The organism is Pseudomonas sp. (assembly GCF_030690725.1).
GTDB lineage: Bacteria > Pseudomonadota > Gammaproteobacteria > Pseudomonadales > Pseudomonadaceae > Aquipseudomonas.
Genome location: NZ_JAUYGD010000020.1, coordinates 1 through 19,912, shown reverse-complemented (window position 1 = coordinate 19,912; position 19,912 = coordinate 1). Strand labels below are relative to the sequence as shown.

Annotated in this window: 15 protein-coding genes and 1 rRNA gene; 3 read left to right on the top strand and 13 right to left on the bottom strand. The window is 60.3% G+C overall.

The features are described from left to right. Positions 1-119: 119 nt before the first annotated feature. The 9 genes from rimI to Q8O69_RS04460 form a co-directional block, all read right to left on the bottom strand. Positions 120-572, bottom strand: a complete 453-nt coding sequence (rimI, locus tag Q8O69_RS04500; RefSeq protein WP_275963439.1) for a ribosomal protein S18-alanine N-acetyltransferase — start codon at positions 570-572, stop codon at positions 120-122. 57 nt (positions 573-629) lie between these two features. Then, the gene (locus Q8O69_RS04495) at positions 630-1,451 is read right to left on the bottom strand and encodes an energy transducer TonB (protein ID WP_305589924.1); all 822 of its coding nucleotides are present in this window, start codon (positions 1,449-1,451) and stop codon (positions 630-632) included. Continuing rightward, a complete protein-coding gene (locus Q8O69_RS04490) occupies positions 1,448-2,995 on the bottom strand; it encodes a 2-isopropylmalate synthase (protein WP_305589923.1) in 1,548 nt (515 codons plus the stop codon). The genes Q8O69_RS04495 and Q8O69_RS04490 overlap by 4 nt, the downstream gene beginning before the upstream one ends. Before the next feature lie 220 nt (positions 2,996-3,215). After that, the gene (locus Q8O69_RS04485; RefSeq protein ID WP_305589922.1) at positions 3,216-4,460 is read right to left on the bottom strand and encodes a saccharopine dehydrogenase family protein; all 1,245 of its coding nucleotides are present in this window, start codon (positions 4,458-4,460) and stop codon (positions 3,216-3,218) included. Between the two features lie 30 nt (positions 4,461-4,490). Continuing rightward, the gene (locus Q8O69_RS04480) at positions 4,491-5,588 is read right to left on the bottom strand and encodes a carboxynorspermidine decarboxylase (protein ID WP_305589921.1); all 1,098 of its coding nucleotides are present in this window, start codon (positions 5,586-5,588) and stop codon (positions 4,491-4,493) included. A gap of 252 nt (positions 5,589-5,840) precedes the next feature. Further along, positions 5,841-8,162, bottom strand: coding sequence for a DUF6160 family protein (locus Q8O69_RS04475; RefSeq protein ID WP_305589919.1), 2,322 nt, complete (start codon positions 8,160-8,162; stop codon positions 5,841-5,843). A gap of 11 nt (positions 8,163-8,173) precedes the next feature. Beyond that, a complete protein-coding gene (locus Q8O69_RS04470) occupies positions 8,174-8,779 on the bottom strand; it encodes a DUF6160 family protein (protein ID WP_371136045.1) in 606 nt (201 codons plus the stop codon). Further along, positions 8,769-9,959, bottom strand: a complete 1,191-nt coding sequence (locus tag Q8O69_RS04465; protein WP_371136046.1) for a hypothetical protein — start codon at positions 9,957-9,959, stop codon at positions 8,769-8,771. Before Q8O69_RS04465 ends, Q8O69_RS04470 begins: the two co-directional genes overlap by 11 nt. A gap of 5 nt (positions 9,960-9,964) precedes the next feature. After that, the gene (locus tag Q8O69_RS04460; protein ID WP_305589915.1) at positions 9,965-10,999 is read right to left on the bottom strand and encodes a DUF6160 family protein; all 1,035 of its coding nucleotides are present in this window, start codon (positions 10,997-10,999) and stop codon (positions 9,965-9,967) included. Positions 11,000-11,288: 289 nt separating this feature from the next. On the opposite strand from Q8O69_RS04460, the gene mksB reads away from it, so the two are divergent. The 3 genes from mksB to mksF are packed head-to-tail and all read left to right on the top strand — an operon-like array spanning position 11,289 to position 16,059. Then, positions 11,289-12,536 (top strand): Mks condensin complex protein MksB, encoded by a 1,248-nt coding sequence (gene mksB / locus Q8O69_RS04455; protein ID WP_305589913.1) that lies wholly within the window; start codon positions 11,289-11,291, stop codon positions 12,534-12,536. Then, positions 12,533-13,228, top strand: coding sequence for an Mks condensin complex protein MksE (mksE, locus tag Q8O69_RS04450; RefSeq protein WP_305589911.1), 696 nt, complete (start codon positions 12,533-12,535; stop codon positions 13,226-13,228). Before mksB ends, mksE begins: the two co-directional genes overlap by 4 nt. Further along, on the top strand, positions 13,225-16,059 hold the full coding sequence (mksF, locus tag Q8O69_RS04445; protein WP_305589909.1) for an Mks condensin complex protein MksF: 2,835 nt from the start codon (positions 13,225-13,227) through the stop codon (positions 16,057-16,059). Before mksE ends, mksF begins: the two co-directional genes overlap by 4 nt. 52 nt (positions 16,060-16,111) lie before the next feature. On the opposite strand, the gene Q8O69_RS04440 is transcribed toward mksF, so the two are convergent. From Q8O69_RS04440 to rrf, 4 genes are all read right to left on the bottom strand, one after another. After that, complete coding sequence (locus Q8O69_RS04440; RefSeq protein WP_305589907.1) at positions 16,112-18,415, bottom strand: PqiB family protein; 2,304 nt, start codon at positions 18,413-18,415, stop codon at positions 16,112-16,114. After that, complete coding sequence (locus Q8O69_RS04435) at positions 18,408-19,031, bottom strand: paraquat-inducible protein A (RefSeq protein ID WP_275963450.1); 624 nt, start codon at positions 19,029-19,031, stop codon at positions 18,408-18,410. The genes Q8O69_RS04440 and Q8O69_RS04435 overlap by 8 nt, the downstream gene beginning before the upstream one ends. Then, on the bottom strand, positions 19,018-19,677 hold the full coding sequence (locus Q8O69_RS04430) for a paraquat-inducible protein A (RefSeq protein WP_305589904.1): 660 nt from the start codon (positions 19,675-19,677) through the stop codon (positions 19,018-19,020). Before Q8O69_RS04430 ends, Q8O69_RS04435 begins: the two co-directional genes overlap by 14 nt. A 146-nt stretch (positions 19,678-19,823) precedes the next feature. Further along, positions 19,824-19,912 (bottom strand): 5S ribosomal RNA (gene rrf / locus Q8O69_RS04425); the annotation flags it as partial.

Genomic DNA, 19,912 nt, shown 5'->3' with positions numbered 1-19,912 from the left:
CGGCGAATAGCGCCGTAGGCGGTAGCCAATGGTGTCAGCGCCTGGCGCGAGGGTCGCGATACGCTAAGCCGTTCGCGGCTAAAGCCCCTCCCACACAATCGGCACGCGATAGGGTGACGCTAGTCGAACAGCGGGCAGACCATCACCAGGGCGTCTTCGCGGCCGCCGACGGCCGGGTAATAGTCGCGGCGCCTGCCGACTTCGTTAAAGCCGTAGCGCTCGTACAGGCGGTAAGCCACCTGGTTGCTCGCGCGCACTTCCAGAAAACAGTCATTGGCGCCCTGCTGCTGGGCTTGCTGCATCAGGTGCTCGAGCAATTTTAGGCCCAGGCCGCGGCCCTGGCTTTCTGCCTTGACGGTGATATTGAGCAGGTGCGCCTCATCCATGATGATCTGGATCACGCCGTGGCCGACCTGCTGCTCGCCCTCGAACATCACCCAGCAGTTGTAGGAAGTCAGGCTGTCGGTAAAGATGCCGCGCGTCCAGGGATGGCTGAAGGCGGCGTATTCGATTTTCAGCACCGCATCGATATCCGCCGCAGTCATCGGGCGGAAGCTGATTGCATCACTCATTCGGGTTGACTCGGCAAGCAGGAGAAACCTCGACCCGCAGGCCGGGAAACGATGTATTCAATTGTCGGCCAACCAGCGCTGACACACGCGGCGCATGGCCTGCCACAGCTCACGCTTGCGCTCGGGCTCATCCATCAGCAACTCCAGGCCCGGTAGCGCCCAGGCAGCGCCCAGCCCCTCGACCTGCAGCTCACGGTTATAGGCTTCGGCAGTGGCCTCACCGGCGAAGCGAATGGCCGGCAAACCCACCAGCCACAGGCAACTGCAGGGCTCCTGCTCTTCCAGCCGTGCGCCAACAAAGCTCTGCACATATTCCAGCGCCGCTTGCGGGCCCTGGTCGATCTGGCCGCGCACCAGCAGCGGCCAGCGCACCGGCTCGCCAATCAGTTGCGGGCTGTCTGGCAGACCAGCGGCGCGCAGCAGATCCTTGAGCAGCAAATAGGCTGGGTCGCGCCCTTGCAGCGGCTCGCCGGTGGGCAGCTCGACCAACACCGCACAGGCGCCAGCACGCAGCAGCTGCAGAGCAAAGCGTGGCGGCGCGACGGACGTTGGCAGAGGCGTTACCTGCGCCTCGGCGTCAGCTGCAACGGCTTCAACCTTGGCCATGCGCCCCTGAGGCGCGGGGCGCGGTACTTCGATCTTGGGCCGAGAGACTGGCACGGCAACGGGCGTTTCAGCATGCGGAGGCTCATAGGCTGGCGCCGCTTCAGCCACCGCCTGTGGCGCGACAGCAACGACCTCAGGCTCGGGCTTGGGCTCAACGAGCGGTTGCAATAACTCAGGCCGCGATGGCGCAGCAAACGGCAGCTCCACACGCGGCAGCCAGCTGGCCACCTGCATGGCGCTCAGGTAGGCACGCCGGCGCAGTTCTGCAATCAAACGTCAGCCGCCTGTGGATGGGCTTTTTGTCCGGCCTGCATCAGATTCAGCGCATTGATATAGGCCTTGGCCGAAGCCACCAGAATGTCGGTATCGGCGCCATTGCCGTTGACGATGCGCCCGCCCTTCTCCAGGCGCACGGTCACCTCGCCTTGCGAATCGGTGCCCTGGGTGATGGCGTTGACCGAATACAGCTGCAAATTGGCCTCGGAGCTGGCAATCGACTCGATGGCTTTGAAGGTCGCATCCACCGGCCCCGAACCTTGCGCATGGCCGTTGTGCTCGGCGCCATCGACGCTGACCACCACCTGGGCTTGCGGCACTTCGCCGGTCTTGCTCGCCACGTCCAGGGTCACCAGCTTGAAGTGCTCTGGCGCTTCCTCAGCCAGGGTATCGGAGACCAGGGCCTGCAGGTCTTCGTCGAAGATTTCATGCTTCTTGTCCGCCAGCGCCTTGAAGCGAGCAAAGGCCGCGTTCAGCTCAGCCTCGCCGGCCAGGGCGATACCCAGCTCATCCAGACGCGAGCGGAACGCCGCGCGCCCGGAGTGCTTGCCCATGACCATCTTGTTGGTGTTCCAGCCCACCGACTGCGCGGACATGATTTCGTAGGTTTCGCGGTGCTTGAGCACGCCGTCCTGGTGGATGCCGGACTCGTGGGCGAAGGCGTTGGCACCGACGATGGCCTTGTTCGGCTGTACCGGGAAACCGGTGATGCCGGAGACCATGCGCGAGGTGCTGAGGATGTGCGGGGTGTCGATGCGCGTGTGCAGGCCGAGCAGGTCTTCGCGGGTCTTGATCGCCATCACGATCTCTTCCAGCGCGGCGTTACCGGCACGCTCACCGAGGCCATTGATGGTGCACTCGACCTGACGCGCACCGGCCACTACGGCAGCCAGAGAGTTGGCCACGGCCAGGCCCAGGTCGTTATGGCAATGCACCGAGAACACCGCCTTATCGGCGTTGGGCACACGGTTGAGCAGCTGGCGAATGGTCTCGGCGTACTGGTGCGGAATTGCATAGCCGACGGTATCGGGGATATTGATGGTGCGCGCGCCAGCATCAATCGCCGCTTCGATAATGCGGCAGAGGAAATCGATTTCGGAACGGCCGGCGTCCTCGCAGGAGAACTCGACATCGCTGCACAGGTTGCGCGCGCGTTTGACCGCGTGCACGGCCTGCTCCACCACCTGATCCGGTTGCATGCGCAGCTTGTACTGCATATGAATCGGGCTGGTGGCGATAAAGGTGTGGATACGCCCGGAGTTGGCGCCCTTGAGCGCTTCTGCGGCGCGGTCGATATCGGCGTCCAGCGCTCGCGACAGACTGCACACGGTGCTGTCCTTGATGCTGTCGGCAATCGCCTTGACCGCGGCGAAGTCGCCGGGACTGGCGATGGCGAAGCCGGCTTCGATCACGTCGACGCGCAAACGCTCCAGGGCCTTGGCAATGCGCAGCTTTTCTTCACCGGTCATGGACGCGCCGGGGCTCTGCTCGCCGTCACGCAGGGTGGTATCGAAAATAATGACGCGGTCGTTGCTGCTCATGCTGGTTTCCTCACGGAGTCGCCGTAGCACGCACCCGACGTTGGGGCGCGTGTCGATAAGGGTTGATTGTCGCGTGAAATGCCACGGGCGGGAAGCGCGGCGCACATTGATGCCACGTCGCGGCTTTCTGCCCCTCCCACGGGCCAGAAAGCAAAACGCCCACCAAAATGGCGGGCGTTGAGCGGACTGAGCGAGCTAGAGTCCGGCTAGAGACAGCCGATCAAAGCGCCTGGTCCCAGGGACGATCACCGTCCTTGTCTTTGATGCGAGTCGGCAGGCCCATTACGTCCAGCAGCTTGAGGAACGGTTCGGCCGGCAGCTGTTCAACGTTGGCCATACGCGCTACATCCCAATCGCCACGAGCGACCAGCAGTGCTGCTGCGACCGGCGGCACGCCAGCGGTATAGGAGATGCCCTGGCTGTCGGTTTCCACATACGCATCTTTGTGGTCGGCGACGTTGTAGATAAACAGCTCGGCCGGTTTACCGTCCTTGGTGCCTTTGACCAGGTCACCAATGCAGGTTTTGCCGCTGTAGCCCGGCGCCAGCGAGGCGGGGTCCGGCAGTACGGCCTTGACCACTTTCAGCGGCACCACTTGCAGACCTTCTGCCGTGGTTACCGGTTGCTCGGAGAGCAGGCCAAGGTTTTTCAGCACGGTAAACACATTGATGTAGTGCTCACCGAAGCTCATCCAGAAACGCACATTGGGTACGTTCAGGTGCTTGGACAAGGAATGCACTTCGTCATGCCCGGTCAGGTACAGATTCTGCTCGCCGACCACTGGCAGGTCGTCGGTGCGTTTGACTTCAAACATTGTATTGCTGGTCCACTGGCTGTTCTGCCAGCTCCAGACTTGGCCGGTGAATTCACGGAAATTGATTTCCGGGTCGAAATTGGTGGCGAAGTACTTGCCGTGGGAACCGGCGTTGACGTCGAGGATGTCGATCGACTCGATGCTGTCGAAGTACTGCTGTTGCGCCAGTGCGGCGTAGGCATTGACCACGCCCGGGTCGAAACCGACGCCGAGGATGGCGGTCACGCCCTTGTCCTGGCATTCGGCCAGGTGCTTCCACTCGTAGTTACCGTACCAAGGCGGCGTTTCGCAGACCTTGCCCGGTTCTTCGTGGATGGCGGTGTCGAGGTAGGCGGCGCCGGTATCGATGCAGGCGCGCAGCACCGACATATTGAGGAAGGCCGAGCCCACGTTGATAACGATCTGCGATTCGGTTTCACGAATCAGCGTCTTGGTTGCTTCAATATCCAGCGCATTCAGGGCATAAGCCTGGATCTCGGCCGGCTGCTTCAAGCTGCCTTTGGCCTTTACGCTGTCGATGATGGCCTGGCATTTGGAGATGTTGCGCGACGCGATAGCAATACGACCGAGTTCGTCGTTGTGCTGCGCGCACTTGTGGGCCACCACCTTGGCGACACCTCCTGCACCAATGATCAGAACATTCTTCTTCAATTTCTTTATCTCTCCTTTAACCGCCAGCTGTCAGGACAGGCTGGACAGGTAATCGTCAAAGCCAAATTCGCGAACCACCTCGACGCTGCCGTCGAGTTGCTTCACCACGATGGACGGCATTTTCAGGCCGTTGAACCAGTTCTTCTTGACCATGGTGTAACCCGCTGCGTCGATAAACGACAGACGATCGCCGATGGCCAGCGGACGATCGAATTGGTACTCACCGAAGATGTCACCTGCCAGGCACGACTTGCCGCACACCATGTAGGTGTATTCGCCGTTGCAGGGTTCCATCTTGGCGTTGAGCCGGTAGATCAGCAGATCGAGCATGTGTGCTTCGATGGAGCTGTCGACCACGGCCAGATGCTTGCCGTTGTAGAGGGTGTCGAGCACCGTGACTTCCAGCGAGGAACTCAGGGTAATGGCTGCTTCGCCGGGCTCCAGATACACCTGCACGCCGAAGCGCTCGGAGAAGGCCTTGAGCCGCGCGCAGAACTGATCCAGTGGATAGTCGTCGCCGGTGAAGTGAATGCCGCCGCCAAGGCTGACCCACTCGACCTGCTCAAGCAGGTGGCCGAAGCGCTCTTCAATAGTGGTCAGCATCTGGTCAAACAGCCCGAAGCTGCCGTTCTCGCAGTTGTTGTGGAACATAAAGCCGCTGACCTTATCCATCACCGCGGCGATCTTTTCCGGGTCCCACTCACCCAGACGGCTGAATGGGCGCGCCGGGTCGGCCAGTAGGTAGTCGGAGCTGCTCACCTGTGGGTTGACGCGCAGGCCGCGCACCTTGCCGGCGGAGGCTTCGGCGAAGCGTTCGAGCTGGCCGATGGAGTTGAAGATGATCTTGTCGCAGTTGGCGAGCATCTCAGGGATTTCGTCGTCGGCCCAGGCCACGCTGTAGGCGTGGGTTTCACCCGCGAACTTCTGTCGACCGAGCTTCAACTCATACAGCGAGGACGAGGTGGTACCGTCCATGTATTGCTGCATCAGGTCGAACACCGACCAGGTGGCAAAGCACTTGAGCGCCAGCAACGCCTTGGCCCCAGAGTGCTCGCGCACGTAGGCGATCTTCTCCAGGTTAACCAAGAGCTTCTGTTTATCGATCAGGTAGTAAGGCGTTTTGATCATTTCGGTGCCCCGTGCAAGGTCGGCCAACGGAGAGCAGAGGCTGCTCCCCCCAAAAGTGGAGGCGAATTGTGCCGACAACCGGCACATATCGAAAGAGCAACGGGGATATTTCGTCGATTCAGCGACCATTGGCAACGACTGGGCGGCCAACGTGAAGCAACCGACGCGCCCTACAGCGCGCCAGCAGAATGACCAAAAAGGATGACAGGGGCATGACGGCAGGAAGCGCCTGCGCGGCGCTTATTCTGCAGTTCAGTTGATCGGCGTGGCCGTCAGGTTGGCGCGGATGTCGGCGTTCTGCAGCTTGACCCCGTACATCGAAGTCACGGCACCGCCGGTGGGGTGTACGTTCTGAATCCGGTCGATATTCACTTCTTTGAAGTGCACCCGGCCGTTGACCGCAAAGCCCAACGGATCGGGGCTGAACGGCGTACAGCCAGAGCCCGTCTTATTGCACACCTTGGTCGGCGCCACATCGAGGTTGAGATCGACATTGAAGCCATAGGCATTGGCGTTCGGGTTGCTCGGGTTACCGTCGGAAGTGTGGAAGTTGTCTACCACCAGCTGGCTGCCAGTGCCGTTCACCCCATTGAACCGTCCGGTTTCGATGATGATCTGATTACGCTTCTCGTTGTTCGATACGCTATTGGCCGGGTTACCAGAGCCGTCGCGCACAAACACATTTTTCAGCTTGACCGAGATGCCCTCGTCGCCACGATCCTCCCAGCGCCCGCCACTGGCCACGCACGCTGCCGACGAGCCGCCGCTACCACCGACACACAGAGCGCCGGCACCGCCCGAGCTGATGGCCAGGGTAGAGCCCTGTTCATAACGCTTGAGCACCAGGCGACCAATACTGCTGCCGGTTAGGCGGTCACCCCAACGCACGTTGCCGACATCCAACTTCGACCAGTAGGTGCCTTTGCGCAGCTCCACGCCGTTGTTGCTGATATCCAGCGAGCCTTCGCGGTAATGCATTTCATAGCTGCTGCCCGACAGCCACAGGCCACGACCGTTTTCATCCACGGTGATCGCCGCATTGGCCTCGGTGATATAGAAGTCGGCGTTATAACGCAGGCCATCGCCCACGGCGCCACCGGCGCGCAGGGTGACCTGGCCATTGAGGGTGAAATCATAGGCTGGGAAGATTTCCATCAGCACCAGCAACTCGGTGCCGCCCTGTAGCGGCGCATCGGCAGTGCCGACCCGCAGGCCATCAAAGCTGTAGCTGCCAACGATATTCTTCAGCCCCAGGCGCATGCCATCGAAGTGGCCGTTATAGCCACCACTGTTCATATCGCTGTTGATTCCTGCATAGCAGCCGGCACTGACACCAGCCGCGCAACTCTTGGTCAGATCGAAGGTGAACTGGCCGGTGCCGTGGGTACGCAAGCCGCTGAACCACATCGTGTTGCCGTTATCGGTCAGCGCCAGCGAGCTGTTGAGCATATTCCAGCTGAGGTCGGCGCTGATGCCTTTCTGCCCGGAGTTGGGGTCGCCGCCCGGGCGCAGTTTCAACCAGTTCTGCCGCGCACCCTGATCGAGAAAATTCAGATCCACCGCCAAGCCGCCGAGTTTCTGATTGCTCGGGTTGCCCATGATCAGGCCGCCGAGAGTGGCGTTGAACTTGAGGTCCTGAAAGGCGATTTTCGCATAGCTGCCAACGCCGTCCTGCTCCAGATCCAGGGTCAACCCGGCGTTGCTGATCAGGCTGCCGGCGAAGTTCTCGGCACGCAGCACGCCTTCGTCCTGATACTGGAACAGGCTGTTGGCGATGGTGATATTCGGTTTGATCCGCAGCCCTTCGCCGCTGGCCCCGCCACCGGCAATGCTGATGCTGCCGCCCAGGCGCAGATCCATGTTCAGCTTGCCGAAGCTGCGCAGTGCATCGACGTCACGCAGGTCGGGAGTACCCGGCGTCACCGCCACACCTGTGGTCGGATCGCCATGGGCCAGGTCGAGGCCGATGCCGGCAATCGAGCCGACAAAGCGCGAGGTGCCGAGGTCCAGCTTGATTTCCTGGCCGCTGCCGCCGCTGACGATGTCCAGGTAGGCGTTGTTCAGGTAGGTGTCGAACGACAGGCCTTTGACGATCAGGTCAAAGCCATTGTCGCGGTAATAGAAGGTCGCGGCGCTCAACGACAGCTGGCTGTCATCCACACTGAAACCGCTGACACCACTGGCCCCACCGCCGCTCAGCTTGAGGCTGGCGCCCAGGGTGAAAAATGCGCGAAAGGCGCCGAAGCTTTTGCTGCTACCGGCCAGCTCAATGTTGTCGATGCTCAGCACCTGGGCGCTGCCGCTGTGCTGCACCTGCAATTGCTCACCCACCACGTCCAGCGTGGTGGTCGAGCTGCTACCCGCCACTTGCGGTGTACCACTGACGCCCTTGAGGCTAAGGGTCTGACCATCCTGTTTGTAGTCAATACTACCTGCCGACCAGCCCGCACCTGTGGTTTGCAGGCTGATACCATCGCGCCCGCTGACGGACGACAGCGCCTGATCATCCAGCGCTTGCATGGCCTGCGTGAGTGGACTGAGAAGTGCGAGCAACAACAGCGAATGGCGGTGCATGGCCCTGCTCCTCAGTTCTGCGGAAAGATCAGCACGTTGCCCTGCATACGGATGGTGCCGTCGATCTTCGCCGAGAAGATATTGGTCTGCTGGTACGACGGATTACCGCCATTGGCCACACTCAGCGATTTGTTCTGCCAGCCGCCCTGATTGGCCACGCCAAAGGCAAAGCTGCCGTCCTTGAACTTCACCTCGTTGGGCAGACCGAACTCCAGCACATCCTGATTAAAGGCTGCGCCATCACCGTTGAAACCGCTGTTGATGGTGCGGGTGCGCAAGGTCAGGCCTTCAAAGCTGAACACGCCCTTGAGGTTATCCAGCACATACCAGCCGCCGTCCGCCTCGGAACGAATCGCCACGCGCATGCCGCAGTTTTCCGCCGTGCTGGCGCCCGCCGTAGCGCAGCTGCGCTGGCCGGCCGTCCAGGTACTGGGGTTGTTGCTGGCCGGCGTGCTCCAGAGCACGCCACCGTCCTTGTTGATACTGAACTCACCGGACAGGTAAACCCCGCCCTGGCCGTTCAGGCTGCTCAGGGTGTCATCGTCCAATGCCTGCATCTCGGCAAAGGCCGGCATGGCGAGCAGCGCGCTGATGGCTAACCAGACTTTAGAGATCACGGCTGGTCACCTTCAGGTAGTTGAAGCTCAGGCCGGATATTTCGTTTCGGCCGAAGTTGTAACCCCAGCTCATCCCCCCGCCTCCCACTACAGCCTGTCCATTTGAGTTCAGGGCTGCGCCCGGCATATTGGCAAAACCATTGGCTGGAGGACGTCCGTAACCGATGTTCATGTTATCGAACACCAAGTTGGTGCGTGGCGTATTGGCATAGAAGTCGGCGGCCTGGGCATTGCGCTGAGCCGCCGTACCTGCGGTGTTAACCGGATTACTGAGTTCCAGAACAAACTGACCATTGCTGTTTACATCAAACTGCAGCGGCTGGGACTTGCCGTAACCCAAGGCAATATTTGCGTAAGCATTGGTCAAGTACATGGTGCCAGCCAGGGCAGCGGCAGAAGTACAGTTTGCTGAAGCCTCTGGTGCAGTGCAGGCGCTGATATCCAGATTTTTAGCAAAGATATTGATCAGCGCCTCACCGACCAGTTGCTTACGACTGTTGTCTCCCCACAGACGCAGATAAGAGCCATCCATAGTCAGCTGAGCCAAGTCGAAATCAAGAATATCTTTGCGCCCGCCTCCCACGCTGAAGTCGAAACGCATTCCCAGGTCGGCACGCCCACTCGGATCACTGGAGCAGTTCAGCCCCGCACCAGCGTAACCGCTAATGCAGCTTGAGCCGCCTGATGTCATGCGCTCCGGAAAAGCCAGTGTCAGCACGGCCACATTACTGGGCGTAGTCTGCACCCATTGCGAAGCACCACTTGGGGCCCAGTACTGCACCGTTTTGTTTGCGCCACCTTCGCGAACAACCTTACTGCGCAGCTCCCATGTGTCGCTGAGGGCACGCATTTCCTCGCCCTTGCCCAGGGTCACGGTAAAGGGATGGTTCAATCGCCCCAGCGTAACCGGCGTTTTATTGGCACCTTTGTTACTACCGCTGCCGCTCAGGTAAAACTCCGATAATTTGACGGGCATGTTTTCCTTGATGCCGTCGGACCTGACTCGCTCAATGTCATTGATCGTGATGTTGGCACCAGAGGCATCAAGCATGATGCTGTCCAGAACAAAACCGAACCCTGCGCCCTGAACAGTCGACAGTTCTTCGTCTGCCAATTCCTGCATTTCCGCAGAACTACACGCGGCAAAGGAAACCAAGAAGCCGAACCCGATTGATCGCATCATGGTTAACACCCGTGAGTCGCGGAGCCGAGACAGGTATCTTTGCGTGCAATGCCTTCCAGAGCCTGCTGAAAGCTCAAAGTAATAGCGGCTGTACCATCAGCATTACGGGGTATGTTCATAAATGCGCCGGCCAAGGCAGTGATAAATTTGCTGGCATCCTGCTGATCACGCCATTGCACGTTTTCCGTCTGCATCGAGAGGAATACACCGTTGGCAGTACCCGTAAACTGCTGGGTCTGGTTATCAAACTTACCGATTGGGATGCTGCCGTAGTCGGATAGGTTGAAGCAGGTGTTAACCCCCAGTAGCCCACAGTTTTGTGAGGTAAACAATCCCAGCAAGAAGTTCGCAGCAGCACTCGAATCTGGCATGGAAAGCTTGGTGCCATTAGTCAACCCCGCCATGGTTCCACGCACAGGGTCGGCGTTACCGGAACCATTAACCAACGAGGCCTCGGCCTTGAAATCTTCATTGGCCCACACGCCACTTACCAAACCTTTGGCAGGCAAACAGACGATGAAGTCCCAGCCACAGGTAATTTTGGGGCCGAGGTAGCTGCCCTTACCAAAGATATCGATGGCCAAGTTACCTGTATAGGTATTGATATTCCCGGACAAATGCCCCTGAGCCTCACCAAAACCCAGGCGCACACCAACCACCTTATTGTTTTTGTATGCAAGCTCTAGAAAAGGGTTAGAAATCCGAAAGGGGTTAATCGTATCGTCTGCATTCACCGACCCCAGGGCAAAATTGTCGATATTGATATCTGCGGTATTGGCAGCCTCACCCGTGCGGCCATACAAACCCAGCTTGAGCTTGTTCATATTCAACTGCGTATCAATATCCATCCCGAAATTTAACCGGGTGTAATTGATTCCCGCATTGCTGTCGGTAGTCAGGTTGATAAAGGCCTGACCCGTGACTTCCGACAACTCATTATCCGCCAGCTCGACCATCGCCCCATGGGCAGCAGCACTCAGCAGCGCACTACACATCAGAGCACAGGCGGTCTTGGCAAAACGCAAAGTGGGACGCATGGCTGATTCCCTGTCTTTATTATTCGATTGGCAGAGCCCTGCGGACTCCACGCCTTGATTAGCACTATAAAAAGCCGCCCGCCGAAACGTGCCGACCCATAGTCGAGAAATCCCCGGAAATCTGCCCCGACCGCACAGCAAAGCGCCGCCACGCTGTTACCCATCACCACAACCAGGGTTACACGCGCGCAGGCAACGCCGAACAGACGATGACTGACACTCAAGCCTTGGCCACGGCTTGCAGTACAATCGGCGTTTTTTGCGAAAAGCCCGCGGAGCGGATGCCCCGATGATTGATCCCAAGCGCGTACTGCGCGCCCTTGCTGAACACTGGACGTTGCTGGAGCCGCTGTGCGAGCGCTTCGATGCCGGCACCCTGAGCCTGGTGGAGCTGCGCAACCAGCTGGCCGCGCAGCTGCCCGAAGGCACGCCAACCGATGTCACCGCCCTGCTCGACCAATGGATCCGCCTGGATATCCTGGTGCCGGTGGCCAAGAGCCCCAATCGCTTCGAGCTGAATGCGCAGATTCACGACTTCCTCGCCTACCTGCGCCGCGAACACCGTCTGGGTTTGTGCCTGGAGATCGAGGCCTATCTGCGCCATCTGGAGCGCCTGGCCGGCTATATCAAGGACGCCTTCGAGGTGCGCGACGCCGCCGATCTGGCGCGCCAGTTGCGTTTGCTCGATATGCGCGTGCGCGATGTATTGAAGAAACTGGCCAACGATGAACAGGCCTTGGTCGCCGTGGCCGATCGAGCCAAGACCTCAGATAGGCAGATTCCCCTACGTCAGCGCTACGCCGAAGTGCTGGCCACCTGGGACGAATACGTTGAACCGATGATCCAGCTGGTGGCTGCCGACGGTGCCTTCGAGCAGGGCGTGTACCGCGTCGAACATGTGCTGCTGCGCCTGCTCGGCGAACAGCAGCGCCTCGGCCAACTGGTGGACGACGACCTGCTGCTGCGCACCCATGCGCGTATTCTGGAAATGCAGACCACCGCCCAGCTGACCCTGCGCCGCGCACGCGAGCTGCTGCTGCCGCTGCGCGAAGAAGCGCGCCGGCATAACGCCGTGACCCGTGGCGCAGCTCTGGCCCTGGCAGCCATTCGCAAGAAGGGCCTGGACGCCGTACCTCAGGCCTCCCTGCCGCTGTTCAGTCGCCCGCAAAGCACCTTTCTCGGCACCGCCTCGCAGGTCGAGGCCTATGTGTACGCCCTGGCGCGCTTCGAGCCCAAGCCGGCGCAGTTCCCCAAGGCCCACGCCAGCCGCAGAGGCGAAGCACCCCGCGCGCCACGCACGGCCCGCGAAATGATCGAACGCTGCGAGCAGGCCCTGCCGCTGCCGGACCTGATGGTCTGGCTGCTGGAGCAGGAGCCGGAAGGCGCCACCGACGAATTGCTCTACTGGTTCTCGCGCCTGTCCCGCGATGGCCGCTTCCAGCGCGAGCGCCTCGAGCGCCGCGACTACCTCACCCGCGAGCATCAGGTCAGCCTGAGCTCCTTTGCCCTGATCAAGCCGGCCGGGACCACCGTATGAATATCGACCTAAAAGAACTGACCCAGCTCGCCCCGATCTTCCGCGAGCTGTTCAAGGGCTACCACATCAGCCGCAGCAACCCGGAGCTGTACACCCAGCTGGCCGGCCAGCAGGACCAGTACCGCGGCCTATTCAAGGCGCTGGGCTATGAACTGACCTGCGACAGCCGCGGCTTCTACTACTTCGTCCCCGAGCAGATGGGCGCCCAGGTCAACAAGACCGCCCAGCGCCTGGCGCTGTTCACCTTTATTCTGGTCGAGCATCTCGCCGATCAGGGCCGTGACCCGCTGGCCGTGCTCGACGGTGGCAGCCTGGGCCGCGACGAGCTGCCGGCGCTGTTGGAGAAGTACCGCGACCTGTTTCTCCAGGCCGAAGTCACCACTCAAGACGAGTTGGAGGAAAAGGTTATGCGCCGCCTGACCCAGCTCGGTTTTGCCAGTGAAGACAACGGCATCTACCGCTTCCTAGCGCCCATGCACCGCTTCCTCGACGTGTGCCTCTCCGTGCAGCAGGACCGCGACCTGGCCGCCACCCTGCACAGCAGCCTGCCGCTGCCAACGCCGGTGCTACTGGATGAGGAGGCCGAAGACGAAATCATCAGCCTCGCTGAAGACGATGTCGACGAATCCGAAGAAGACGCCCTGGCCCGCGCCATGGCCGAAGAACGTGACGCCCAGGAGACCCTCGCATGAGCCAGGAACGCTACGGCATCCGCCGCTTCGCCCTACTGAATACCGCCGGTTACAGCCTCGGCCTGTTTCCCCTGGAAAACCCGCTGTCGGTGTACGGGGCCAACAACCTGGGTAAATCCGCCTCGATCAACGCCCTGCAGTTCCCGATTCTGGCGCGTATGTCGGATATGAGCTTCGGCAAGTACAGCCTGGAAGCCTCGCGCAAGTTCTACTTCGCCAGCGACACCAGCTATATCCTCGTCGAAGTCGTGCTGCCCCATGGCCCCCATGTAATCGGCGTGGCCGGGCGCGGCCCGGGCGGCGGCTTCGGCCACCAGTTCTTCGCCTATCAGGGCACCCTGAATCTTGAGCACTACCAGAAGAACGGCACCTGCCTGCGTCAGCGTGAGCTGTTCAACGCCCTGGAGCGCGACGGCATCAAGGCCTATGAGCTGAAACCGGAAGAGCTGCGCCGCCTGCTGGTCGGCGGGCATACCTCGATTCCGCTGGACCTGACCCTGATCCCGCTGCGCTCCACCAGCGAACAGAGCCTGAAGACCTTCCGCGCGCTCTTTATCAACCTGCTGCATATGAGGGAGATTACGGCGGCCAAGCTTAAGCAGCTGTTCCTCGATGCCTTCGAGCACAGCCTGCGTTCGGGCAGCGTCGACTATATCGCCGCCACCGAAGAAGCCTTCCGCGATGTGCGGCGCATGGAGCAGGACTATCAGGCGCTGGTTACCGCCGGCCCCTTGATCGAAGCCCTGGCTGCCGGTGTGGCCCAACGCGAACTGCTGCGCGGCAAGCTGCATCGCCTCTCGCCGCTGCTCGACTCGCTGCTCGGCACCTGGCAGGACTACGCCGGCGCGCGCCGCGAGGAACTGGTGATCCAGGCCGAACACTACCGTGGCGAGCAGGACGGCCTGCAGCAGGAGCAACGTGGCGGCACCCAGGAGCTGATGCGTATGGAGCGCGAAATCAGCGAGATCCAACGCTGGCTCGGCGAGCTGTCGGTACTGAAAAATCGCTTTGCCCTGGTCAACGACGCCAAGGTGCTGGAAGAGCAACTGCTGGCCGCCAAGGATGCCCACGACGAACTGGCCGGTGCCCTGGCCCAATCGCGGCAGTTCTCCGCCGAAGACCTGGATGAGCGCCTGCGCGATCTGGAAAAACGCCTGAAGTCGGTCAAGCAGCAACTCGAACACGCTGACAACAACAGCTATTCACGCCTGCGCGAAGAATTCAGCCAGCAGGACGTCGACCGCCTGATGCGTCTGTTCAACGGCCAGCTGTTCAGCCTGCCGCTGGGTGAGAAAGGCATTCAGGTTGCCGAGGGCGATGCCTGGGTCAAATCCCTGGAAGCCATTCTCGACGGTTTTAAAGGCGAGCACTTCGAAGTACCCGGCCTAAGCATCGACCTCAGCCATATCGAGCCACCGGCCCTGCAAGCCCTGGCCGACCGCGCGGCCCTGCGCGACCAGAAGGACCGCCTGGATCGCGAATACAAACAGCTGAAAACCCAGCAGGCCGTGGCCGCCGACCGCGCCGCGAGCAAGGCCCAGGCCGAGCAGTTCTACCAGGCCATGCTGGATGCGCAAAAGGCCCTGGAAGACTTCCGCAAGTGCCAGACGCTCTCCGTTGAGGAGACCAGCAAACTGGAGCAGCTGGCCCAGCTGGAAGCCGCCCAAGACGAACTCAAGCGCGCCTCCGATGCCTTTACCGAGCGCGTGCAGCAGCTCTCCGCCAAGCTGCAACTGGTCGGCCGTCAGCTCGCCGATCTGGAAGCCAAGGAACGCACCCTGGAAGATGCCCTGCGTCGCCGCCAGCTGCTGCCGGCCAACCTGCCGTTCGGCACGCCCTTTACCGACCCGGTGGACGACAGCCTCGACAACCTGCTGCCGCTGCTTAACGACTACCAAGACGCCTGGCAGGGCCTGCAGCGTGTCGACGGGCAAATCGAGGCGCTCTACGCCCAGGTGCGCCTGAAAGGCGTGGCCAAGTTCGACAGCGAAGATGATGTCGAGCGCCGCCTGCACCTGTTGGTCAACGCCTATGCGCACCGCCAGGACGAAGCCATCACCCTGGCCAAGGCGCGCCGCGCTGCGGTTACCGATATCGCCCGTACCCTGCGCAATATCCGCAGCGACTACGACAACCTGGAACACCAGCTGGCACTGTTCAACCGTGAGATCAACAAGCGCCAGGTGTCTAACCTGGAGAGCTTTCGCATCGTTCTCGCCCCGAACAAGGACGCGCTCAAACATATCGACCAGATCATCCACAGCGCCGGTCAATACGAAGAAGGCGAAACCCTCTCGGTGTTCGACCTGCAGCAGAGCAGCGAGCAGGACAGCAAGAACGAGGAAGCCAAGGACTATCTGTCGCGCCTGGTGGCGGCTAACCATAACCAGTTGGGTTTGAAGGATTTGTTCGAACTGGCCTTCGAAATCACCAAGGTGCATGGCCAGCCGGTGATCCACACCGATATCGATGGTGCCGCCTCCAACGGCACCACCATGACCATCAAGGCGCTGACCAACATGTACCTGTTGCTGCACCTGATGGACCGCGACCAGGCCGGCAAGGTGCGTTTGCCTTACTACCTAGATGAGGCAGCGGATATCGACGAGAAGAATCAGCAGGCGCTGATCGAAACCAGCCTGCAGCTCGGCTTTGTGCCGATTCTCGCGTCGGTGAAACCGCAGGTCTCGGCCCATGTGGCCATCGATCTGGAAGGTGGTAGCGGGCCAAATGGCATCTATATCGACGAAGCGGATTGGAAATATATCCAGCGCCGTGAAAGCGCCAAGGGCAAGGCAGAAACCACAACCGCAGCAACCGAGCCTGCCTGACGTAGGCTCACCCGCCGTAAAGCACAAGGGCCGCAATTGCGGCCCTTGTCAGTTATTGCTCCAGCGCGATCTTCGGCGCCCAGCTCAGCCACTCATCCTTAACCTCATCATGCAAGGCAAAGGTCTGTCCTGGCTGCGCTGGCCCGCCCATCTCCGGGTTATTCGGCGAGGCGAAGGCGATGCCGCCTTCGAGCAACGCCTCCAGCGATTCGGTGCGCACCTTCACCCCACTGAACAGCCCGGCATCCACGCCGATGCCGCTGGCATTCCAGAAGCGGCTGCCGCTGCGTACCAGCGGCGCATAACGTGGCTCGATCAGGATATGGATCAGCACCCGGTCCGAGGTCGGCCCCAGCTCGAAATCGGTAACCTTGCCCACCGGCACTTCGCGGTAGCTGACCACCACACCGGGTTTGATCGAACCACGCCGCGCCGCACTCAGTACCAGACGCAGCCCCTGTTCACGGGCGTTCTGCGTCGGTGCCGATTCGGCCGCGGTGAAACTCAATTGCGTCGCACCAGGCTTGCTCGCTGGCCGAACCTCCAGGTACTGCCCGCTGACCAAGGTTTCCAGGTTGGCCGCTCGGGTCAGGCTGACCTCCGGCTTGACCACCCAGAACTGCGTGCCTGCCCGGGCAATCTGCTGCGTCGCCTGGGTAATCCGTGCATACAGAATTACCGCCTGCAGATCATCCGTCAGCTCGATGCGCTCCACCTTGCCCACGTCCAGGCCCTTGTAGCGAATCGCCGTGCCCGGGCTGAGACCGTCACCACTGGGCACGCGAATAGTCAGCTCTATGCCTTTCTGCAGCGCCACTTCCTGGCTACTGTGCAGGTTAAAACTTTCGACCCGCTTATTGCCTTTGGGCGCATTAGGGTTCGGTGTTTCAAAAGCGATACCGCCCGCCAGCAAGGTCTGCAATGACTCGCTCTTGACCTCAACGCCCGACAGCCCCCCCTTCAGCGTAATTCCGCTGGCATTCCAGAAACGCGTACTGCTATTCACCAGATGCGCGTGCTCAGGCTCGATGTGCACGCCAAAGGCCACCTGCTTGTCATCACGCGACAACTGGAAACTCTGCACCGTGCCGACCTTGACCTGCTTGAACAGGATCGGGCTGCCCACTTCCAGCGAGCCGCGTGTGTCGCTAAACAACACCAGGTGCAAGCCCGGCGCTGACAGATCGAGCGGTGGGGCCTTGGCTCTGGCGACAAATTCACGCAGCGCAGGATTACCGGCCTCACCTGGCCGGATGGCGATGTAGTTGCCTTTAACCAGCGCCTCCAGTCCGGTTATCCCGGCCAGGGAAATCGATGGTTTGACCACCCAGAAATCGGTGCCTTCAACCAGATAGTCTTCAGTGCGGGGGTCGAGCATCAACTCCACCTGTGCACCGCTGAGGTCCTGATCGACCTTGAAGGTCTTCATATGGCCAACCTGGATGCCCTTGTACATCACAGGTGTGCGGCCCGGTTCCAGACCATCGAACTCATGCAGTTTGAGCGACACGCGAATACCGGCCTGGGCGCTGTCGAAGTCTTCGTACAGACGAAATGGCAGGCTCGGGTCAGTTGGCGGGCTGTCCTTGCGGTGCTCGGGCGTGGCAAAGGCAATCCCACCGGCGACAATGCTCGCCAGAGATTCAGTGCGCACTTTCACCCCAGATAAACCGGCATCAATGGAGACGCCGCTGGCGTTCCAGAAACGCGTGTGTTTACGCACCAGAGAGGCAAACTCCGGCTCAATAAACACCTTCACCTCGATCAGGTTCTGCTCCTCAACCAGGGCATAACTCTTCACCCGGCCCACCTGAATCTGCTTATAGAACACCGGGCTGTCACGATTGAGCGAGCCAAGTCGTTCGGCCTTGAGGGTCAGGTGCAAACCAGGCGCAGTATCGGCCAAGGGTGGTGGCTCGTTCAGCGCGGTAAATTTACGCGTCGGTTCGCCATCACCTGGACTGGCGCTGATGTAGTTACCCGACACCAGGGTTTCCAGCCCCGTGATGCCCGCCAGCGAAACGCTCGGTTTAACCAGCCAGAAACGGGTATTGCTGCGCAGATGGTCCTCAACCCGTTTATCCATTTCCAGAGTCGCGCGCACACCACGTCGCTCGCCGCTGTCATCCAGCTCCAGAGCCGTGACTTTGCCAATCGGCATACCCTTGAAAATCACCTCAGTCTTGCCCGGTTGAATGCCATCACCGCTGGCAAACATCACCTGAATCTCGATACCGGCTTCGTTATAGGCACGCCAGCCCAGCCATCCGCCAATAATCAGCGCAATCAGCGGCAATACCCAGATAGCCGACCAGTTCGAAGCAGGGCGCGCTTTAGCCAACGGCAAATCATTCATGGTGGTCATCCGAGTCCGTGTTATCCCAAATCAAGCGGGGGTCAAAAGTTAAAGCCGCCAGCATGGTCAACACCACCACGCTGGCAAACGCGGTAGCGCCATAGCCGGGGACAATGCTCGCCAGACTGCCGAAATTGACCACCGCCACCAGTATCGCGATGACGAAGATGTCCAGCATCGACCAGCGGCCGATCCATTCAATAAAGCGGTACATCAACACGCGCTGGCGTGCCGACATCGGTTGATGGCGCTGTACCGAGTACAGCAGCAAGGCAATGCCCACCAGCTTGAAGGTCGGCACCACAATACTGGCGATAAATACCACCGCAGCAATCGGCAACATGCCGTAGTTCACCAACTCGATAACCCCCGACATGATGGTGTCGGACTGGCCTTTGCCCAGTGAGTTGACCGTCATGATCGGCAGCAGGTTGGCCGGGATATACAGCACCGCAGCCGTCAGCAGCAACGCCCAGGTGCGCACCAGACTATTGGGCCGTCGTGCATGCAGATGCCCGCCGCAGCGCGTGCAGAATTGCTTGTCGTTGCCCGGCTGCTGCGGGTTGAGCTGGTGACATTCATGGCAAATCAACAACCCGGCATCAATCGCCCGCATGCGCATCTTCTCCCGACAAGGCTTCCCAGATCTGGTGCGGCGACATCGTCACCTCCAACCAGACCTGCACCAGTAACAGCGCAACAAAGCACAGCAGCCCCAGACCAATGCTCAGATCGGCCAGATCGACCAGCTTCACAATGGCCACCAGGATGCCCATCAGATAAACCTCAAGCATCCCCCACTCACGCATATGGTGATAAATGCGGTACAGCAGCAAGCCATAACTGCGGCCAATATCCAGGCGGATACTCAACAGCACAGCGAACTGGCATAACAATTTGAGCAGCGGCACCGCCATGCTGCAGAGAAACACCACCACGGCCACACTCTGCATGCCGCTGTTGTACAGCCCAAGCACGCCCGTCCAGACCGTGTCCTCAGTCGCCTGCCCGAGCAGGTTGAGCTGCATGATCGGTAAAAAGTTAGCCGGCACATACAACAACAACGCCGCAAGCACCAACGCCATACTGCGGCGCACAACCTGCGCACGATGGGTGTACAGCTCATAGCCGCAGCGTGGGCATTCAACCCGCTCACCTGCAGCCGCATCAGGCTTGCGCAACAGCAGATCGCATTCATGGCAGGCAATCAGCTGCTTAAGCTCAAGTTCGGAAAGTGGTTCAGAGAGTGCCGGACCGGCCATAGAAGAACCCTGATAAAAGTGCGCCTAGGCATCATAGCCACGCGCTGTTTAGTTGCCTATCAAAGGCTCACCTGAGCGTGGTTTGTTTTTCGCAGCACAAAGTAAAACCCCCGACCAGTTTCCTGATCGGGGGTTTTGGTGTAGGTGCTTGACGATGACCTACTCTCACATGGGGAAACCCCACACTACCATCGGCGATGCATCGTTTCACTACTGAGTTCGGGATGGGATCAGG